Below are 17211 nucleotides of genomic sequence, written 5' to 3' on the forward strand. Positions count from 1 at the left end.
TCCCGCCAGCACCGTTCGCATCCCACCTGCCCTATCCTTTCTCACATGCCCACCGCCCGCTTCCTCGACTCCCTGCAGACCGTTCCCGCCACCGCCTGGGACGCCCTGCACGATGGCCGCAATCCATTCGTCAGCCACGCCTTCCTGTCCGGCCTGGAAACCTACGGCTGCCTGCGCGAGGACTGGGGCTGGCAGCCGCGGCACTTCACCCTCTGGGACGGTGATGCCCTGGTCGGCGCCGTTCCCGGCTACCTGAAGACCAATTCCCACGGTGAGTTCGTGTTCGACCACGCCTGGGCCAATGCCTATGCGCGGCACGGACGCGACTACTACCCGAAGTGGCTCGGCGCGGTGCCGTACTCGCCGGTGACCGGTCCGCGCCTGCTGGCCCGTGACGACGCGCAGCGCACCGCCCTGCTGACGGCACTGCGCGACCGGTTGCCCGCGCTGGATGTGTCATCAGCCCACATCAACTTCCACACGGCAGCTGACGAAACGGTCTTCGATGACGACTGGCTGCTGCGCGAGGACATCCAGTTCCAGTGGCAGAACCCGGGCGAATGGGTGACGTTCGAGCAGTTCCTGGGCGCGATGGACCACAAGCACCGCAAGAACATCCGCCAGGAGCGCGCCAAGGTCGGCCGCCAGGGCATCAGCTTCCGGGTGGTGCATGGCGATGAGGCCACCCGCGCCGATCTGCAGGCGATGTACCGCTTCTACCTGCAGACGTTCCTGGAATACGGCAACGCGCCAGCGCTGACCGAAGCGTTCCTGCGCCATCTGGCGGTTTCACTGGGACGCGGGCTGGTGCTGTTCCTGGCCGAACAGGACGGCGAACCGATTGCCGGCGCGTTGTGCCTGCGCGGTGGCGACACGCTGTACGGCCGCTACTGGGGCGGTGCCACCCTGCCCGGCCTGCACTTCGAGGCCTGCTACTACCAGGGCATCGAGTACTGCCTGCGCGAGGGCGTGGCCCGGTTCGAGCCGGGTGCGCAGGGCGAGCACAAGCTGGCACGCGGCTTCCTGCCCACCATCGTGCGCAGCCGGCACTGGGTGGCCGATGCGGAGTTTGCCGAGGCACTGCGCGACTGGTGCCGGCAGGAGCGGCGGGATGTGCGGCGCTACCAGCAGGAGCTGCAGGGGCATGGCCCGTTCCGCGCGGAACCGTAGCGTCGGAGAAGCGCGCCAACCAAGGTTGGCATCCACCACGGCAATGGCGGGGATGCGGCGCTCAGGTGCACTGCCAGAAGTGCCCGCTCACCCGGCACTTCGCGCACCAGAAGCTGTAGAGCATGCCGCCACTACCCCACAGCAACATGCCTTCATTGTTAGTCGGCAACGTTGAGTCCAGCTGCATCACAAAAGGCATCTGCTCGCCGCAATCGATGCACGCCGGGTAGTGCGCGCTCTGCACCCAGCTCGGTGCGCCACCCACCCGCGACAGGTTCTGCCGGTGATTGGACTGGCCCCAGTCCTGCTGCTGCCAGCGATGGCTGTCCATCGCGGCAAGACCCACCTCGGCCTGCAGCAGGTCGCCGCTGTCGGTGGGATTGATCGGCACCTGGCAGTGCTGGCTGGGGTGGCAGCTCGGCATGCCTTGTGCATCGTGCCGATAGAAACGCACGGGCGGGTCTTCCCAGCCACAGCAGTCCAGGCAAAGCCCGAGCGTGACCTCGCCCTCCGCGTCCGGCTGCAGCGCCGCAGCATCGGACTGCAGCAGACGCTGCAGCGGCGCATGACAGCTGCCGCACAAGGCATCGAGCAGCCCGCCCACGCGCCCGGCGTGAAGCACCTGGCCGCCATTCCAGGTGGGATGCAGCCGCCAGATCCGCTTGCGCCAGGCAGGCTCTTCGGCCACCTGTGCACGATGCTGTTCGCGCCCGAAGCGCAGGTGCAGCGGTTGCCGGCCATGCAGATGGCGCAGGCGCGGGCCATCGGCCAAGCCTGCCCAGTGCGCCCAGACCTCGGCATCCAGGTCGCTCCAGTCCGCCAGGTAGCCACGGGCGGCGGCATGGGTCTCCGGCTGGGTGGCCAGCAGCACTGCCTTGGCCCGCTCCAGTTCGCGATCGTCGTCTGCCTCGGTCAACCGATGCGCCCAGTCAGTCGCAACCGACGGCGGCAATGCCTGCCAGACCTGCGAGGCCAGCTGGATGTGATCCTCGATGGCGACCTCCAGCAGCGCCTCCCAATCGTCCTGCAGCGTGTGCGGCGCCTGGTAGCTGGCAAACTCCAGCACGCTGGTCAGCAGCTCGCCGCGCTCGCCGTCACGATAGCGCCGCCAGGCGTCAATACAGACCGGGGCGACAGCCTCGTCCGGCAGCAGATCCAGGGCGGTGTCGAGGAAGGTGGAGCTGGGCGAGGGGCGGTCCAGCGCCCGCAGCAGCAGCGCGCCAAGCTGGGGACGGTCTTCGCTGGCCAGGGTCAACAGCATGGCCAGGCTGTCATTGCGTGTGCGCGGCGCATCGTGCGCATCGAGGATGGCGGTGATCGGATCGCTCATGCGGGGCTCCTTGCCGATAGTGCGTGATGGTGCCAGACATCGCGCATCGTCACGACGAATACAATGCCGGCATGACCCGTCAGTTGCCCTGGCGCCTGGCCGATGCGCCGGATGCCCCCTTCCCGCCGGCCGAGACAGCGCTGCGCCAACCCGATGGCCTGCTTGCGGTGGGCGGCGACCTGCACCCGCTGCGCCTGCTCAATGCCTATGCCGGCGGCATCTTTCCGTGGTTCAGTGAAGGCGAGCCGATCCTATGGTGGTCGCCGGACCCGCGCATGGTGTTCCGTACCGACGGCGTGCACCTGAGCAGCAGGTTCCGCCGGCAGCTGCGCGGCAACTGCTGGGAAGTGACCGCCGATACCGCCTTCAGCCAGGTGATGCGTGCCTGCGCCAGCGCGCCCCGCCCCGGCCAGGACGGCACCTGGATCAGCCCGGCGATGGTGGATGCCTACAGCCAGCTGCACGACCTGGGTTTCGCACATTCCTTCGAGGTGTGGGATCGGCAGACGCTGGTCGGCGGCATCTATGGTGTGGCCATCGGCACGATGTTCTTTGGTGAAAGCATGTTCAGTGGCGAAAGTGGCGGCTCCAAGGTGGCGCTGGCCGCACTGGCACGCACGCTTCACGGCTGGGGTTGGCCACTGATCGACGCGCAGGTGGAAAATCCGCATCTGCTGCGCATGGGTGCCGAGCATCTGCCGCGCGCGCCGTTTCTGCAGCAGGTCCGCAGCGCGGTACAGGCGCCGGGCCGGGAAGGCGCCTGGACCCGGCTCGTCGGGCGCGTGCAGGCAGCCGATTTTGCCGGGGAATAACACAATCTTTGCAAGCTGGGCGTTTGACGCGTAAAATGCTGCGCCTTAGGCCCAGCGTGGCCGTTTTCTGAACCGCACAGGACTACATGTCGAAAGACGATTCCATCGAGTTCGAGGGCACCGTCAGCGAGACGCTGCCGAACACCACTTTCCGCGTTCGTCTGGAAAATGGGCACGAAATCATCGCCCACATCTCCGGCCGCATGCGCAAGAACTACATCCGCATCCTCACCGGTGACCGGGTCAAGGTTGAAATGACCCCGTACGACCTGACCAAGGGTCGTATCACCTACCGAATGAAGTAAGCGGCTGGCGCGTTGCGCCACCTCGACAAGGCCAGCCCTGGACGCTGGCCTTTTGTCATGCCTGCAATCCGGCCCTGCCGGACGGCACCCTGACCGAATGCACCGTGACATCGGTCAGCCATGCTTGCGGCAGATTCGCATTCGCAGCGGCAGCGTCATCGTGGCATCCGATCCAGTCCGGATCGCCATCCCCTGCCCCTGCCATGAACGTGACCTCCCTGCCCGCTGGCTTCGCCGCCCTGGTACTCAGCACTGCCGCCCTGATCGCACCCGCCGCCCAGGCCGCCGACACGCCGTCGGCAAGCGCCGGTGACAGCTGCATTGCCTTGAGCGAAGACCAGCAGATCGTCCGCGCCGGCGCCGATCGCGATGTGCTGCTGCGCAATGGTGACCAGCACTACCGCGTGGTGTTCAAAGCCTCCTGCAACGGCGCCGTGACCTCGCGCCGGCTGGCCTTTGAAACCCAGGGCGAAAGCAACCAGCTGTGCGCCGGCTCACGCAGCGTACTGAAGACCGACCGCGCCAGCTGCACGGTCGAGCGGATCGAGCCCCTCGAAGCTGCCACCTTCCAGCGCATGGCCCGCCAGCGCAGCCGCTGAGGAGCTGACACGACAAGGGCGGCCTGCGCCGCCCTGTCGTTGCTTCCGTTGCCGGGCGCTGCCCGGCACATCCTTACTCCACCGTGGCGGGCAACAGCCGTTCCGGCTCGGCCTGCGCCTCGACCACCAGCTCGTCGTTGCGCACGTCGATGCTGACCTTGCCACCGTTGACCAGCTTGCCGAACAGCAGTTCGTCGGCCAGCGGGCGCTTCACCTTGTCCTGCAGCACCCGCGCCATCGGGCGGGCACCCATCAGCGGGTCGAAACCGTGGTGGGCCAGCCAGTCGCGCGCAGTCGGCGTGGCCGACAGGCTGACGTGCTTCTCCTGCAGCAGCATCTCCAGCTCGATCAGGAACTTGTCCACCACGCGCAGGATGTGTTCGAAGCCCAGCGGCTGGAACTGCACCACCGCATCGAGGCGGTTGCGGAATTCCGGGGTGAACGCACGACGGATGGTCTCCATCGCATCGGTGGCGTGATCCTGCTTGGTGAAGCCGATCGAGCGCCGCGAGGCCTGCGCCGCGCCGGCATTGGTGGTCATCACCAGCACCACGTTCTTGAAGTTGGCTTCGCGGCCGTTGGTGTCGGTCAGCACGCCGCGGTCCATCACCTGCAACAGGATGTTGAAGATGTCCGGGTGCGCCTTCTCGATCTCATCCAGCAGCAGCACGCAGTGCGGCGTCTTGACGATCTTCTCGGTCAGCAGGCCACCCTGGTCGAAGCCGACGTAGCCCGGGGGCGCACCGATCAGGCGGCTGATCGAATGCGGCTCCATGTACTCGGACATGTCGAATCGGACCAGCTCGATGCCCAGCTGCAGCGCCAGCTGCTTGGTCACCTCGGTCTTGCCGACACCGGTGGGGCCGGCGAACAGGAAGTTGCCGATCGGCTTTTCCGGATTGCCCAGGCCCGAGCGTGCCAGCTTGATGGCCGACGCCAGGGTGCCGATGGCAGGATCCTGGCCGAAGATCACCATCTTCAGGTTGCGCTCCAGGTGCTGCAGCACATCCTTGTCGGTGGCGCTGACCTGCTTGGCCGGAATGCGCGCCATCTTGGCGACGATGGCCTCGACTTCCTCGACGTCGATCAGCTCCTTGCGCTGGCCTTCCGGCATCAGGCGCTGGCGGGCACCGGCCTCATCGATCACGTCGATGGCCTTGTCCGGCAGCAGGCGATCGGCGATGTGCTTGACCGACAGGTCGACGGCGGCCTGCAGCGCTTCATCGGCGTAGGTGACGCCGTGGTGGGCTTCGTACTTCGACTTCAGACCCTGCAGGATCTCGTAGGTTTCGCCCACGGTCGGCTCGACGATGTCGATCTTCTGGAAGCGACGGGCCAGCGCCCGGTCCTTCTCGAAGATACCGCGGTATTCCTGGAAGGTGGTCGAGCCGATGCAGCGCAGCTCGCCCGACGCCAGTGCCGGCTTGATCAGGTTGGAGGCGTCCATGGTGCCGCCCGACGCCGAACCGGCGCCGATGATGGTATGGATCTCGTCGATGAACAGCACCGCATTGGGCACCTTCTTCAACGCGGTCAGCACGCCCTTCAGGCGCTTTTCGAAGTCGCCACGGTATTTGGTACCGGCCACCAGCGCGCCGAGGTCGAGCGAATAGATGACCGCATCGGCCAGCACGTCCGGCACCGAACCCTCAACGATGCGTCGGGCCAGGCCCTCGGCAATCGCGGTCTTGCCGACGCCGGCCTCGCCCACGTACAGCGGGTTGTTCTTGCGGCGGCGGCACAGGACCTGGATGGTGCGCTCGATCTCGTCGGCACGGCCGACCAGCGGGTCGATGCGACCGGCACGCGCCTGCTCGTTGAGGTTGCTGGCGAACTCGGTCAGGGCATCGCCCTTGGGCTCGCCTTCGCCCCCTTCCATGCGGCCCTCACCCTCGGAGGAGGACGGCTGCTCGCCTTCCTCGCCCAGCTTGGCGATGCCGTGGGACAGGTAATTGACCACATCCAGCCGGGTGACATCCTGCTGGTTGAGGTAATAGACCGCGTGGGAGTCCTTCTCGCCGAAGATGGCGACCAGCACATTGGCGCCGGTGACCTCCTTCTTGCCGGAGGACTGCACGTGGTACACGGCCCGCTGCAGCACGCGCTGGAAGCCCAGCGTGGGCTGGGTATCGCGGCCGTCATCTTCGGCCAGGCGGGACACGGAGGCCTCGATGGCCTGCTCCAGCTCCTGGCGCAGGCGGTCGGCGTCGGCGCCACAAGCCTTCAGTACGGCCTGGGCGGACGGGTTGTCGAGCAGTGCCAACAGCAGGTGTTCGACCGTCATGAACTCATGTCGGGCCTCACGGGCGCGCTTGTAGCACTGGCCGATGGTGTGTTCGAGGTCTTTGCTGAACATGGATTACTCCGGCGGCAGTTGGAGACAATATGCGGCCTGACTACACGATTTCCATCACCCTAGCGGATTGCGACGTTCAGATGGCGTTAGCACTACCAAACGCTTGATCATCGTTCACTCCAGGACAGCCCACCCACATGAGCGAACCCTACCTGAGCCGCTGGCGATTGCGACGTGATGGTCCTTCGATCCGTACCCCCCATGCCCGGCTCTGGCCGGTGCTGACCGCCTCTGGCGAGGCGGCCATGTTGAAGGTGAGCACGGAGACAGAGGAACAGAACGGCCATCGCCTGCTGCGCTGGTGGAACGGCGACGGTGCCGCACGCCTGCTGGCCCACGAGGGGCCGGCGATCCTGATCGAACGGGCGCACGGCGATTCGCTGCGGCAACGCTCGATCAAGGGCGAGGACGACGCCTGCACCATGATCCTGTGCCAGGTCCTGCAGCAGCTGCACCGGCCACGGAGCGCGCCACCAGAAGATCTGGTCTGCCTGCGTAGATGGTTCGCCGATCTGCTGCAACCAAGGGCACCGCTGCCGCCATTGCTGGAACAGTGCAGATCGCTGGCGATGGCACTGCTGGAGGACGAGCAGGAGATCCGGCCCCTGCACGGCGACCTGCACCACGACAACGTGCTGGATTTCGGCGCGCGGGGCTGGCTGGCGATCGACCCGAAGCGGTTGCTGGGTGACCGTGCGTTCGACTACACCACGATGTTCAGCAACCCGGACCTGTGCGGGCCGGGCATCCATGTGGCAACACGGCCCGAGCGCTTCCATGCCCGGGTGGAACAAGTCTGCCGGCTGGCCGATCTCGAGCGCACGCGGCTGCTGCGCTGGATCGCGACCAGTGCCGGCCTGTCAGCGGTGTGGTTCAGGGATGATGGCGACCCGGCCGACATCGATGAGGCGGTGGCCGTGATGGCCCTGCAGGCGCTGGCGGAGGCGTGACTCGAACCTGGTAGGTGCCCACCCTGGTGGGCACGCCGTGCCAGGATCAGGCCTTCTCCATCGTGCACAGCAGCGGGTGCTGGTTCATCCGCGCGTACTCGTTGACCTGGGCCACCTTGGTTTCGGCCACTTCGCGGGTGAACACACCGCAGACGCCACGGCCACGGGTGTGGACGTGCAGCATCACCTGGGTGGCCTTGTCCAGATCCATGTTGAAGAACTGCTGCAGGACGTCCACGACGAAATCCATCGGGGAGTAGTCGTCGTTGAGCAGCATGACCTGGTAGAACGGCGGCGGCGCCACTTCCGGGCGCGCGGGCTCCACGGCAACGCCGTGCTCGTGGTGGGAATCGGGGGCGGACTCGCGAGGCATCTGCCGATTATAAGGGGTGCGACGGCCTTGCGTAGGCCCCGCGTGGAATGGACGGCACGGGCGCCCGCCGTCACAATTGCACCTTCCCACACACTTGGTTTCACAGGATCTTCATGAAAAGGACCCTTCTCTCCGCCCTGCTGATCGCCCTGGCTGCCGCGGGCACCGCTGGCGCTGCGACCACCACTGACAGCACGAAGGCCGACAAGGCCGTTGCCCGTCACCTGGAAAAGCTGGGTTACACCTACGAGGTCGATGAAGACGGCGATTACCAGATGGTGTTCGATGTCGAAGGCGATCGCACCCAGATCGTCTATGTGCGCTCGTCGGTGGAAGACTTCGGTACCCACAACATCCGCGAGATCTGGTCGCCGGGCTACACCTCGCAGACCAAGCAGTTCCCGGTGGCCGTGGCCAACCGCCTGCTGGAAGATTCGCAGGACGCCAAGATGGGCGGCTGGGTGAAGCAGGAATCGACTGCGATGTTCGTGGTGAAGATCGATGCCGACGCCACCTCCGACCAGCTCAGCGACGCCATCGATGCGGCCATCCGCACCGCCGACGCGATGGAGCTGGAGCTGACCAAGAAGGACGATCTCTGAGTTGAACACCTCGCCGGACCCGCGCTGGGCACCGCATGCAACCGTCGCCACCGTGGTGGTCGACGGCGGCAGGGTGCTGCTGGTGGAAGAAACCATCGAGGGCCGGCAGGTGCTGAACCAGCCGGCCGGGCATCTGGAGCCGGGTGAAAGCCTGGCCGAGGCCGCCCTGCGCGAGACCGTCGAGGAAACCGGCTGGACGGTGGAACTGACCGCCTTCATCGGCTGCTACCAGTGGACCGCCGGTGACGGCACCCCGTTCCTGCGCTTCTGTTATGCCGCGCGCCCGGTCTCGCACGACCCCGCGCGGCCGCTGGATGCCGGCATCGATCGGGCGCTGTGGATGACCCCGGCCGAACTGCAGGCCGCCGCCGGACGCCAGCGCAGCCCACTGGTCTGGCAGGTGCTGGCCGACTACCTGGCCGGCCAGCGCTACCCGCTTGCACTGGTCCGGGAGGTCGCATGAGCAGCCCTCGGGTGATGGTTGGCGTGTCTGGCGGCGTGGATTCTTCCGTGGCTGCCTGGCGCCTGGTGCAGCAGGGCGAGGCCGTGGCCGGTCTGTTCATGCAGAACTGGGCCGACGACGGCAGCGGTGACTGCCGCGCCGAGGACGACCGCCGCGACGCGGTAGCGGTCTGCGGACTGCTGGGCATTCCGTTCCATTTCCGCGATTTCTCCAACGAATACTGGCAGGCCGTGTTCGAGCACTTCCTGGCCGAATACGCCGCCGGCCGCACGCCCAACCCGGACGTGCTGTGCAACCGCGAAGTGAAGTTCAAGCACTTCCTTGATGCGGCCCGCGAACTGGGTGCCGAGCGGATCGCCACCGGCCATTACGCACGCATTGCCCAGCGCGGCCATCAGTGGCTGCTGCTGCGCGGCGCCGACCGTTCCAAGGACCAGAGCTACTTCCTGCACCAGCTGGGGCAGGAGCAGCTGGCGGCCACCCTGTTCCCGATTGGTGACCTGGAAAAGAGCGACCTGCGCCGGATTGCCCGCGACGTCAGCCTGCCGACCCATGCCAAGAAGGACTCCACCGGCATCTGCTTCATCGGCGAGCGCGATTTCCGTGAGTTCCTTGGGCGCTACCTGCCGGCCAAGGCCGGGCAGATCCTCGATCCCAGCGATGGCAGCGTGATCGCCGAACATCCTGGCGTCTTCTATTTCACCCTGGGCCAGCGCGAAGGCCTGAACATCGGCGGTGTGCGCGGCCGCCCTGCCGCGCCCTGGTATGTGGTCGGCAAGGACGTGGCCAGCAACGTGCTGTATGTGGACCAGGACCGTGACAGCCCGTGGATGCTGTCCAACAGGCTGCGCTCGGAGACCGCGCACTGGATTGCCGGCGCACCACCGGCACGGCGTTTTGAATGCACCGCGCAGACCCGCTACCGCCAGCCCGATGAGCCGTGCACGGTGGATGTGCTGGACGATGGCAGCGTACAGGTCACCTTCGCCCGGCCGCAGCGTGCAGTCACCCCCGGGCAATCCCTGGTGCTGTATGACGGTGAGGTCTGCCTGGGTGGCGCGGTGATCGCCGCCACCGACGCGCCGCTGGAACAGCGCCTGCGCACCACCCCTTCTCCTTTTGAGGTAATCGCTGCATGAGTTTCACTGTCGACGACCGCGTTCTGGCTTTGGCCGGCATTGCCCAGGCCCTGCAGCAGGTACGCCGTATCGCCGATACCGGCCACTCCGACGCCGCTGCCGTGCGCACTGCCGTGGACAGCGTGTTCCGCATCGATGCGTCCTCGCCGCAGGCGGTTTTTGGCGATCGGCACGCCCTGAAATCCGGCCTGCGCCTGCTGCACAATTATTTCCGCAGCCAGGGCCAGGACCCGATCCTGCCCAAGCTGGCCCTGTCGGTACTGCAGCTGGAGCGCCGGTTCGTGCAGGACGGCGCCACCGTGAACAAGGTCGCCTCGGGTATCGAGCGCGCCCAGCGCCAGGCCACCGAGCTGGGTGACAGCGGCCACCCGGATGTTCTGGCCGCGCTGGGCGGCCTGTATGCAGACACCATCAGCCACCTCAAGCCGCGGGTCATGGTGCAGGGCAACCCGCATTACCTGGGCCAGGCCGGCGTGGTGGCCGAGATCCGTGCGCTGCTGCTGGCCGCCGTGCGCGCCGCCGTACTGTGGCGGCAGCTGGGTGGCAGTTACTGGGACTTCCTGCTCAGCCGCAAGGCGATGGTCGAGGCCGTGGACCGGCAGCTGGCCTGAGGGTGGGAAGCCCGCCGGGCATGGCCCGGCGCTGGCGACCGAGCGCCCCGAGGGTAGCGCCGGGCCATGCCCGGCGGATGGCGCCAGAAATCCGGCGCATTCAGTGAGCACATCGACGTTAAAGAGAAAGGGGGTACGGCCGATACATCCTCCGTGCACCTCCCGAGAACGTCCATGTACTCACGCATTTTCATCCGTCTGGCCGCCCCCTTGGCTCTGACCCTGCTGCTCCCCTTCGCCATCGGTTTCGAATGGCCGGTCGCCCTGCGTTGGGCGATCCTGACCACGATGACGCTGAGCTGGCTCGGCTTTGCGTGGTGGACCGCCCGCGCCCAGGCGCACCGTTCCCCGGAACATGCCCGTGTCCTGCGTGAGCAGGACCAGCTGCTGACCGAACTGCGCAACTTCGTCGGCAACGAGATCGACGGTTCGCGTGGCGAAGTGGAACGCGCCCGCGACCTGATCCGCCAGGCCGTCTCCAGCCTCGGCGGCAGCTTCGATGCCATGAACCGCAAGTCGCGCCAGCAGAGCCAGGCCCTGTCACGCATCGTCGACCGCGCCGGTGACGAAGGCGGCGCCGGCCTCGACGTTGCCCGTTTCGCCCAGCACGCCAGCCACCGCATGGAACAGCTGGTGGAAGCGCTGGAGCAGGTCAGCGGCCAGAGCAGCACCACCGTGCAGCACATCGACCAGATGGCGCAGCACCTGGATGGCATCTTCGCGCTGCTGGAAGACGTCAAGTCGATTGCCGACCAGACCAACCTGCTGGCCCTGAACGCTGCCATCGAAGCTGCGCGTGCCGGTGAAGCCGGTCGCGGTTTCGCCGTGGTTGCCGACGAGGTCCGCAACCTGTCCGAGCGTTCGACCACCTTCAACGAGCAGATCCGCAAGCTGGCGCACAGCTCCAAGGATGCCATCGCCAAGGTCCGCGAGACGGTTTCGCACATGGCCTCGCGCGATATGGACCGCTCCCGTGAAGCGCGCCAGGAAGCCGCGGCGATGCTGGACAACGTGGCGCAGATCAACGCTTCGCTGGGTGACGGCATGCGCGAAGTGTCCGACTGCGCGCGCTCGATCGACGGCAGCGTGGCCGAAGCCGTGCGTGCCCTGCAGTTCGAGGACATCGCCACCCAGGCCCTGGGCGGCGTGCATACCCACCTGGACCGCCTGACCGCGATCAACCGCGAAGCGGTGGCCCTGCAGGAACTGCTGCACCGCAACGGCGGCGTGTTCGACGAAGAAATCGCCTCTGCCCTGCAGCGCACCGGCAACCGCCTGCGCGAACTGCGCAGCGAATGGGAGCGTCCGCCGCACAAGCCGGTTGCCCAGCAGAGCATGGGCGCCGGTACGGTCGAGCTGTTCTGATCCTGATGTCCGCTGCCCCGTCCGGCAGCGTGCGAGGCCCCGGTTCTGCCGGGGCCTTTGCGTGTGACCCGCCTTTGGATGCATCCTGCAAGCGCACCATGACCCTGATCCGCGCCCTGCCCCCGATCAACGAGAACGAGCGCCCGCGCAATGCGGGCGTACGTGAGCAGCTGCGCCAGCTGGAAGAGGTGGCCCGCGAAGAATTCCAGGAGCTGCAGAAGCTGGCCGACGCCCGCCCTGCCCCGTCGGGCCTGGCCAATGAGCTGCTGGGGCTGGCGTGGGATTTGGGGTTGGATGGGGAAGCCTTGAGGTAGATCCACGCCATGCGTGGATGCAACTGCCCACGTGGCATGATGCGCCGGTCCCGTTCATGGAAGACCGATGGCCATCGCCCTGATCGCATTGCTGCTGATCGAACTCCTGCTGCTGGCCCTCTGGGCGCCGTTCTTCTTCCGCACCGGCATCGCGCTGTTCAACCAGCGCATCGCCGCTACGCCGGCAGAGCTGGCGCAGCTTTCACTGGCCGGTCTGGAGCATGACCTGCCGCCCGATACCTGGCTTTGCCTGGTGTTCCGCGCGCTGCCGGACGGCAGCATCGCCTTTCGCGAGAGCTTCGTGCCGAGCGTTGGCCGTCGCTACTTTCCGCTGATGCGCGGGCGGGTGATGATCGATGCACGGCGCAGGGAGGTGCGGGTGATCGGGCTGTGCAGCTGGTTCGCGCTGGGCCTGACACTGATGCTGGTGCCGGTCATCCTCGTCCGACCCGCTGCGTGGCCGATGCTGGTGGCCCTGGTGCTGTTCTACATAGGCTATTTCATCCAGCGCCGACGCTATGTAGAGGTGGTCGAAGCGGTACGCGCACGACTTCGCTCCGAATTTCCCGAGCGCTTGGTTGCCGCGCCGCAGTAGATCCACGCCATGCGTGGATGGATCCACCAGAGCCATACAGTTTCGGATTGTTTGCATGGACCTCGGCCAATCCGCCGTTCATCGTGACAGGCCGATTCCGGCTCTGATCAGACTGCCGCCCGATGTCCAGCACAGCCCTCTGCCTTTCAGTTGCCTTGCAGCTTCCGGCACCCCCTCACCCATTGACCATGGATCCCGATTCACTCGAGGCGCTTCAGCAGGCCCTGCAGACATTTGGAGAGTTCCAACAGCCCTACTCCGCTCCGATCGATCCGTACGATCCTGACGCAGGCGTGATCGACGCAGCGGTCGAGGTGGCCGCGGGGTGCCTGCACGACGGTCCGCCAGTCATCATCCTTGACGATGATGCCGATGAGGCACTGCAGCGCCATCTGGTGCTGGAGGAGTCGTGGCACGGCCTTCCAGCGGGCGCCTTGTTGCTTGTCTCAGGAAGCAAAGCAACCGCCATTCCATCCCACGAATCGACCCCGCAGCTTGCACACGCCGAGGCGATGCTGACGGTCCTGGGCTATCTGTCAATCGGCTTCGACGGAAATGCGCTGGCCGCCCCAGGCATGGGAGCGCAACCAGCGGGCACTGAATCCGACGCGTTCATGCAGAGCTTCACTGTGAGCTCCAAAGGCGAGGCGGTTCCCGAGGCAACACTTGCGGCATGGGAAGGCGTCTTGCCTGACCTGCTGCTGGCGCTGTGGCGACGCGACGGGTTCGCACGCTATCGCGACGACAGGCTCGTCATGGTCGATCCCCACCTGTATGCGGGGGTTGTCGAAACTTACCTGCAGGGCAATCCGCTGCAGCACGCCGATACATTTCACGCCTACGCAGTGACCGCTTTCGGCCAGATTCTGTTGTGTGGGGAGAATACCGCCGTGCAGATCAGCATCGACCCGCACGGCGCACAGGTTTCGGCGGACTCGGATGTACCGGGCCCCGCCGATGCGGCGGAACGCTACTGGAAACTGGCGTTCCTGCTGGACGTCTTGGATGGGCCTTATCTTGACGTCACCGACGAAGAGGAGCGGCCCTTGCATGCACATGCACTCGATTCCCTGGGGCCTCTGGCTCCGAACGAGATTTACAGTTTCTCGCCCGCGGTTGTCGAAGGCGGTTGGGAGGCAGCGCACCTGGTCAAGCGGGATCGTCTCGCTGAACTGAAATCACTTGCCGAGCAGACAGCAGCGAGGCGGTCCTTCCGGCCCGATGCTGAATACAGGTAAATCCGCGCTGTGCACAGCTGATCGCGATCTCAGGCATCCATGCCGACCAAGGTCGGCACCCACCAAGGCTAGCTCGGAAGTAGATCCACGCCATGCGTGGATGAGTATGTCAGCGCGCCAGCATCACTTCGCTGGCGGCATCGGTGCGGCCTGGGGCGAGGTGCTGCTGGCGCAGCCACTGCGCCAGGTCGCGCGGTGTGAGCGGGCGCGAGTACAGGTAGCCCTGGATCTCGTCGCAGCCCTGGCGGCGCAGCATGTCTTCTTCCTGGTGCGTTTCCACGCCCTCGGCCACCACCTTCATGCCCAGTGCGTGGCCAAGATGGACGATGGCCTGGGTCACCTCGGCGGTGCCCGAGTCATGCAGCATGCCCTGCACGAAGCTGCGGTCGATCTTCAGGCGGCCGACCGGGAAACGGTTGAGGTAATTGAGGTTGGAGAAGCCGGTACCGAAGTCGTCCACTGCCAGCGGCACGCCGTGCCGTTCCAGCACATCGAAGCAGTGGCGCAGGATGTCGGTGTCACGGATCAACGCCGATTCGGTCAGCTCCAGCTCCAGCCGCTGCGGTGGCCAGCCATGCGCGTGGCAGATCTCGATCACGCGCTCGGCAAAGCCACGATCGCGCAACTGCACTGCCGACACGTTTACGGCGATGCGCTCGAAATGCAGGCCGGCACGATCCCACGCGGCTGCCTGGCGACAGGCTTCGGACAATACCCAGTCGCCGATGCGGACGATTTCGCCGCACTTTTCGGCGATCGGAATGAATTCTGCCGGGCTGCAGTAGCCAATGCCCGGACGATGCCAGCGCAGCAACGCCTCGATTGCCGGGGGCTCGCCGTGATGGGCGTGCAGCAGTGGCTGATAGGCCAGGCTGAACTCGTCGCGCTCGATGGCGCCGTGCAGGCCGTGCTCGATCTCCAGCCGGCGCTGGATCCGCGCCAGCGCGTCCTGGCTGTAATACTGATAGGTATTGCGACCAGCTTCCTTGGCCGCGTACATCGCTGCGTCGGCCGCGCGCAGCAGCGAATCGAAGTCGGTCTGGCTCTCGCCGAGCATGGCGATGCCCACGCTGGCGCCCACTTTCAAGGTGGTGTCGCCACGGCGCAGCGGCTCGGCCAGCGAATTGATCAGCTTGCGCGCCACGTGCCCGGCATCTTCCGGTTCGGCCAGGTCGCGCAGCACCACGATGAACTCGTCGCCGCTGAAGCGGCCGAACAGGTCGTTGTTGCGCAGGTTCTGGTGCAGCCGGGTTGCGGCGGCCTTCAGCAGCGCATCGCCAGTGGCGTGGCCGAAGCTGTCGTTGATGTTCTTGAAGCCGTCCAGGTCGATGAACAGCATCGCCAGCGAGGTGCCGCGATCGCGCGCCTCCTCGATGGCTTCGGAGGTCTGCTCGCCCAGCAGCACCCGGTTGGGCAGTCCGGTCAGCAGATCGTAGTGGGCAAGCAGCTCAATCCGCTCGTTTGCTTCGCGCTCGCGGGTGATGTCACGGAACAGGACCACAAAGCGCGGCGGCAGGCCATCACGACGGTCCAGTTCGATCAGCACCTGCACCCATACGCGCAACCCGGACTGGCGGTAGAAGCACAGATCCAGCTGCTCCGGCAGGCCGCCACCGGCGATGCGCCCCAGCGCGGCTTCAAACGCCGCACGCGAATCCTCGGCATACAACGCGAGCGCCTGGTCGAGGGTGATCGGTTCCTTGCGCAGGCCGTGGATGCGATAACACTCCTCGGTCCATTGCATGTTGCGCGTCGCCACTTCGATCTCGCAACCACCGATGCGACCCAGCGCGGACACGCGGTTGAGCAGTTCGGTACGCCAACGGATGAGGGCATCGGTCTGATGCTGTTCGGTGATGTTCTGCACCTGCCCCAGCAGGCGCTTGGGCTGCCCGTCCATGTCCAGCAACGGTTGCATCCACAACCGCAGATGCTGCGAGGGTTCGTTGCCGCGGGTCAGTTCCAGTTCGAGGTTGGCAGCCCGGCCATCGCGCCACAGGCGGCGCCAGGCCGCACGCAGTGCGCCACGTGAGCGCGGGTGCAGCTGCTTGAGCCAGCGTCGCTGCCCAGGGATGCTGTCCTGCCGCAGCGCCAGCAGCGAGCGCAGTTCCGGCGACCACCAGAATTGCCGGCTGTGCGGATCGAACGACCAGCTGCCCATGCTGGCGATGCGCTGGGCTTCGCGCAGATGAAGTTGTTGCTCCTGCAGCAGGGCTTCCAGCTGCTTCTGCTGCTCGATGTCGGTATGGGTGCCGACCATGCGCAGCGGCTGGCCGTCGGCGGTACGGGCCACCACCCGGCCGCGGTCCAGCACCCATCGCCACTGGCCATCGGCCTGGCGGAAGCGGAACTGGGCGCTGTACTGCTCACTGTCACCGTGCAGGTGTTCATCCAGCGCGGCGCGCACCTGGGTGATGTCGTCGGCGTGCACGCGCGCCAGTATCTGCGTGGCCGTTTCCTCACCCAGCGCGGGCGTGCGCGCCACCCGGTCGCTGGGGATGTCCCAGTCCCACAGGCTGTGGCCGGCGCTGTCCAGTGCAAGTTCCCAACGACCGCCACCATCAACCGGCACCGGCTCGGGCACGCTGAGGGTGAAGGCGAGCAGGTTGCCGCTGCCGTCATGCACGGCGCGCAGGTGGCCATCGTAGTGGCCGCGCGGGCCGCCCGGCAGCGTGCAGGCGACGATGCCACCGTCGGCAGCCAGCAGGCGCAGGTCTTCCAGCATCGGCGCGTAGGCGGCCACCGTGGCCGGCAGGCCATGCTCGCGCGCAGCCGGATTGGCCGCGAGCGGGCGCCCGCTGCGGTCGACGATGACCAGCGCCGAGGCGAGCGGATGCTGCAGCAGGCTGGCGATGATCCCTTGGTCCACGCGATCTTGCTCCGGATGAAACGCCCGACAGCGGGGCACGCAGTGGTTAACGGCGCCTGCGGCGGATAATTGAGTGGCCAGGGCACAGCTGCGCGGTAAGATGGCCCGCACCCCTTCTCC

At 66.4% G+C, this 17211-nt stretch carries 17 protein-coding genes; 13 read left to right on the plus strand and 4 right to left on the minus strand.

Annotated features, from left to right (window positions below):
- The first annotated feature begins 45 nt into the window (after window positions 1-45).
- Window positions 46-1170 carry a GNAT family N-acetyltransferase gene (locus ABIA73_RS02245; RefSeq protein ID WP_354275377.1) on the plus strand — a complete coding sequence of 375 codons (1125 nt, stop codon included), beginning with the start codon at window positions 46-48 and terminating at the stop codon, window positions 1168-1170.
- 61 nt (window positions 1171-1231) lie between these two features.
- Here ABIA73_RS02245 and ABIA73_RS02250 read toward each other — a convergent pair whose 3' ends face one another.
- The gene (locus ABIA73_RS02250; RefSeq protein WP_354275378.1) at window positions 1232-2500 is read right to left on the minus strand and encodes a hypothetical protein; all 1269 of its coding nucleotides are present in this window, start codon (window positions 2498-2500) and stop codon (window positions 1232-1234) included.
- Between the two features lie 71 nt (window positions 2501-2571).
- Between ABIA73_RS02250 and aat the strand changes: the two genes are divergently transcribed.
- The 3 genes from aat (at window position 2572) to ABIA73_RS02265 (ending at window position 4216) form a co-directional block, all read left to right on the plus strand.
- The gene (aat, locus tag ABIA73_RS02255) at window positions 2572-3312 is read left to right on the plus strand and encodes a leucyl/phenylalanyl-tRNA--protein transferase (protein WP_080148811.1); all 741 of its coding nucleotides are present in this window, start codon (window positions 2572-2574) and stop codon (window positions 3310-3312) included.
- A gap of 86 nt (window positions 3313-3398) precedes the next feature.
- The gene (infA, locus tag ABIA73_RS02260) at window positions 3399-3617 is read left to right on the plus strand and encodes a translation initiation factor IF-1 (protein ID WP_005409596.1); all 219 of its coding nucleotides are present in this window, start codon (window positions 3399-3401) and stop codon (window positions 3615-3617) included.
- Between the two features lie 203 nt (window positions 3618-3820).
- The gene (locus tag ABIA73_RS02265; RefSeq protein WP_059064152.1) at window positions 3821-4216 is read left to right on the plus strand and encodes a hypothetical protein; all 396 of its coding nucleotides are present in this window, start codon (window positions 3821-3823) and stop codon (window positions 4214-4216) included.
- A 73-nt stretch (window positions 4217-4289) separates the two neighbouring features.
- On the opposite strand, the gene clpA is transcribed toward ABIA73_RS02265, so the two are convergent.
- Window positions 4290-6572, minus strand: a complete 2283-nt coding sequence (clpA, locus tag ABIA73_RS02270; RefSeq protein ID WP_032974818.1) for an ATP-dependent Clp protease ATP-binding subunit ClpA — start codon at window positions 6570-6572, stop codon at window positions 4290-4292.
- Window positions 6573-6709: 137 nt separating this feature from the next.
- On the opposite strand from clpA, the gene ABIA73_RS02275 reads away from it, so the two are divergent.
- Entirely contained in the window at window positions 6710-7522 is an 813-nt protein-coding gene (locus ABIA73_RS02275; protein ID WP_279207483.1) for an APH(6) family putative aminoglycoside O-phosphotransferase, read from the plus strand.
- Window positions 7523-7568: 46 nt separating this feature from the next.
- Here ABIA73_RS02275 and clpS read toward each other — a convergent pair whose 3' ends face one another.
- Window positions 7569-7895 carry an ATP-dependent Clp protease adapter ClpS gene (clpS, locus tag ABIA73_RS02280; protein ID WP_025879127.1) on the minus strand — a complete coding sequence of 109 codons (327 nt, stop codon included), beginning with the start codon at window positions 7893-7895 and terminating at the stop codon, window positions 7569-7571.
- 113 nt (window positions 7896-8008) lie between these two features.
- Here clpS and ABIA73_RS02285 point away from each other — a divergent pair, with 113 nt between their 5' ends.
- From ABIA73_RS02285 to ABIA73_RS02320, 8 genes are all read left to right on the plus strand, one after another.
- Entirely contained in the window at window positions 8009-8497 is a 489-nt protein-coding gene (locus ABIA73_RS02285; protein ID WP_025879126.1) for a hypothetical protein, read from the plus strand.
- A gap of 1 nt (window position 8498) precedes the next feature.
- Entirely contained in the window at window positions 8499-8960 is a 462-nt protein-coding gene (locus ABIA73_RS02290; protein WP_025879125.1) for an NUDIX hydrolase, read from the plus strand.
- Window positions 8957-10099, plus strand: a complete 1143-nt coding sequence (mnmA, locus tag ABIA73_RS02295; protein WP_354275379.1) for a tRNA 2-thiouridine(34) synthase MnmA — start codon at window positions 8957-8959, stop codon at window positions 10097-10099. Before ABIA73_RS02290 ends, mnmA begins: the two co-directional genes overlap by 4 nt.
- Complete coding sequence (hflD, locus tag ABIA73_RS02300) at window positions 10096-10710, plus strand: high frequency lysogenization protein HflD (protein ID WP_025879123.1); 615 nt, start codon at window positions 10096-10098, stop codon at window positions 10708-10710. The genes mnmA and hflD overlap by 4 nt, the downstream gene beginning before the upstream one ends.
- Window positions 10711-10884: 174 nt before the next feature.
- Window positions 10885-12075 carry a methyl-accepting chemotaxis protein gene (locus ABIA73_RS02305; RefSeq protein WP_025879122.1) on the plus strand — a complete coding sequence of 397 codons (1191 nt, stop codon included), beginning with the start codon at window positions 10885-10887 and terminating at the stop codon, window positions 12073-12075.
- A gap of 98 nt (window positions 12076-12173) precedes the next feature.
- On the plus strand, window positions 12174-12389 hold the full coding sequence (locus tag ABIA73_RS02310; protein ID WP_354275380.1) for a hypothetical protein: 216 nt from the start codon (window positions 12174-12176) through the stop codon (window positions 12387-12389).
- 67 nt (window positions 12390-12456) lie between these two features.
- Window positions 12457-12984, plus strand: coding sequence for a hypothetical protein (locus ABIA73_RS02315; protein ID WP_354275381.1), 528 nt, complete (start codon window positions 12457-12459; stop codon window positions 12982-12984).
- A 188-nt stretch (window positions 12985-13172) separates the two neighbouring features.
- Window positions 13173-14222, plus strand: a complete 1050-nt coding sequence (locus tag ABIA73_RS02320) for a GAD-like domain-containing protein (RefSeq protein ID WP_059064149.1) — start codon at window positions 13173-13175, stop codon at window positions 14220-14222.
- Between the two features lie 109 nt (window positions 14223-14331).
- On the opposite strand, the gene ABIA73_RS02325 is transcribed toward ABIA73_RS02320, so the two are convergent.
- A complete protein-coding gene (locus ABIA73_RS02325; RefSeq protein ID WP_025879118.1) occupies window positions 14332-17091 on the minus strand; it encodes a bifunctional diguanylate cyclase/phosphodiesterase in 2760 nt (919 codons plus the stop codon).
- Between the last annotated feature and the right edge of the window lie 120 nt (window positions 17092-17211).

It is taken from the genome of Stenotrophomonas sp. 2694 (genome assembly GCF_040548715.1).
Lineage (GTDB): Bacteria > Pseudomonadota > Gammaproteobacteria > Xanthomonadales > Xanthomonadaceae > Stenotrophomonas > Stenotrophomonas indicatrix.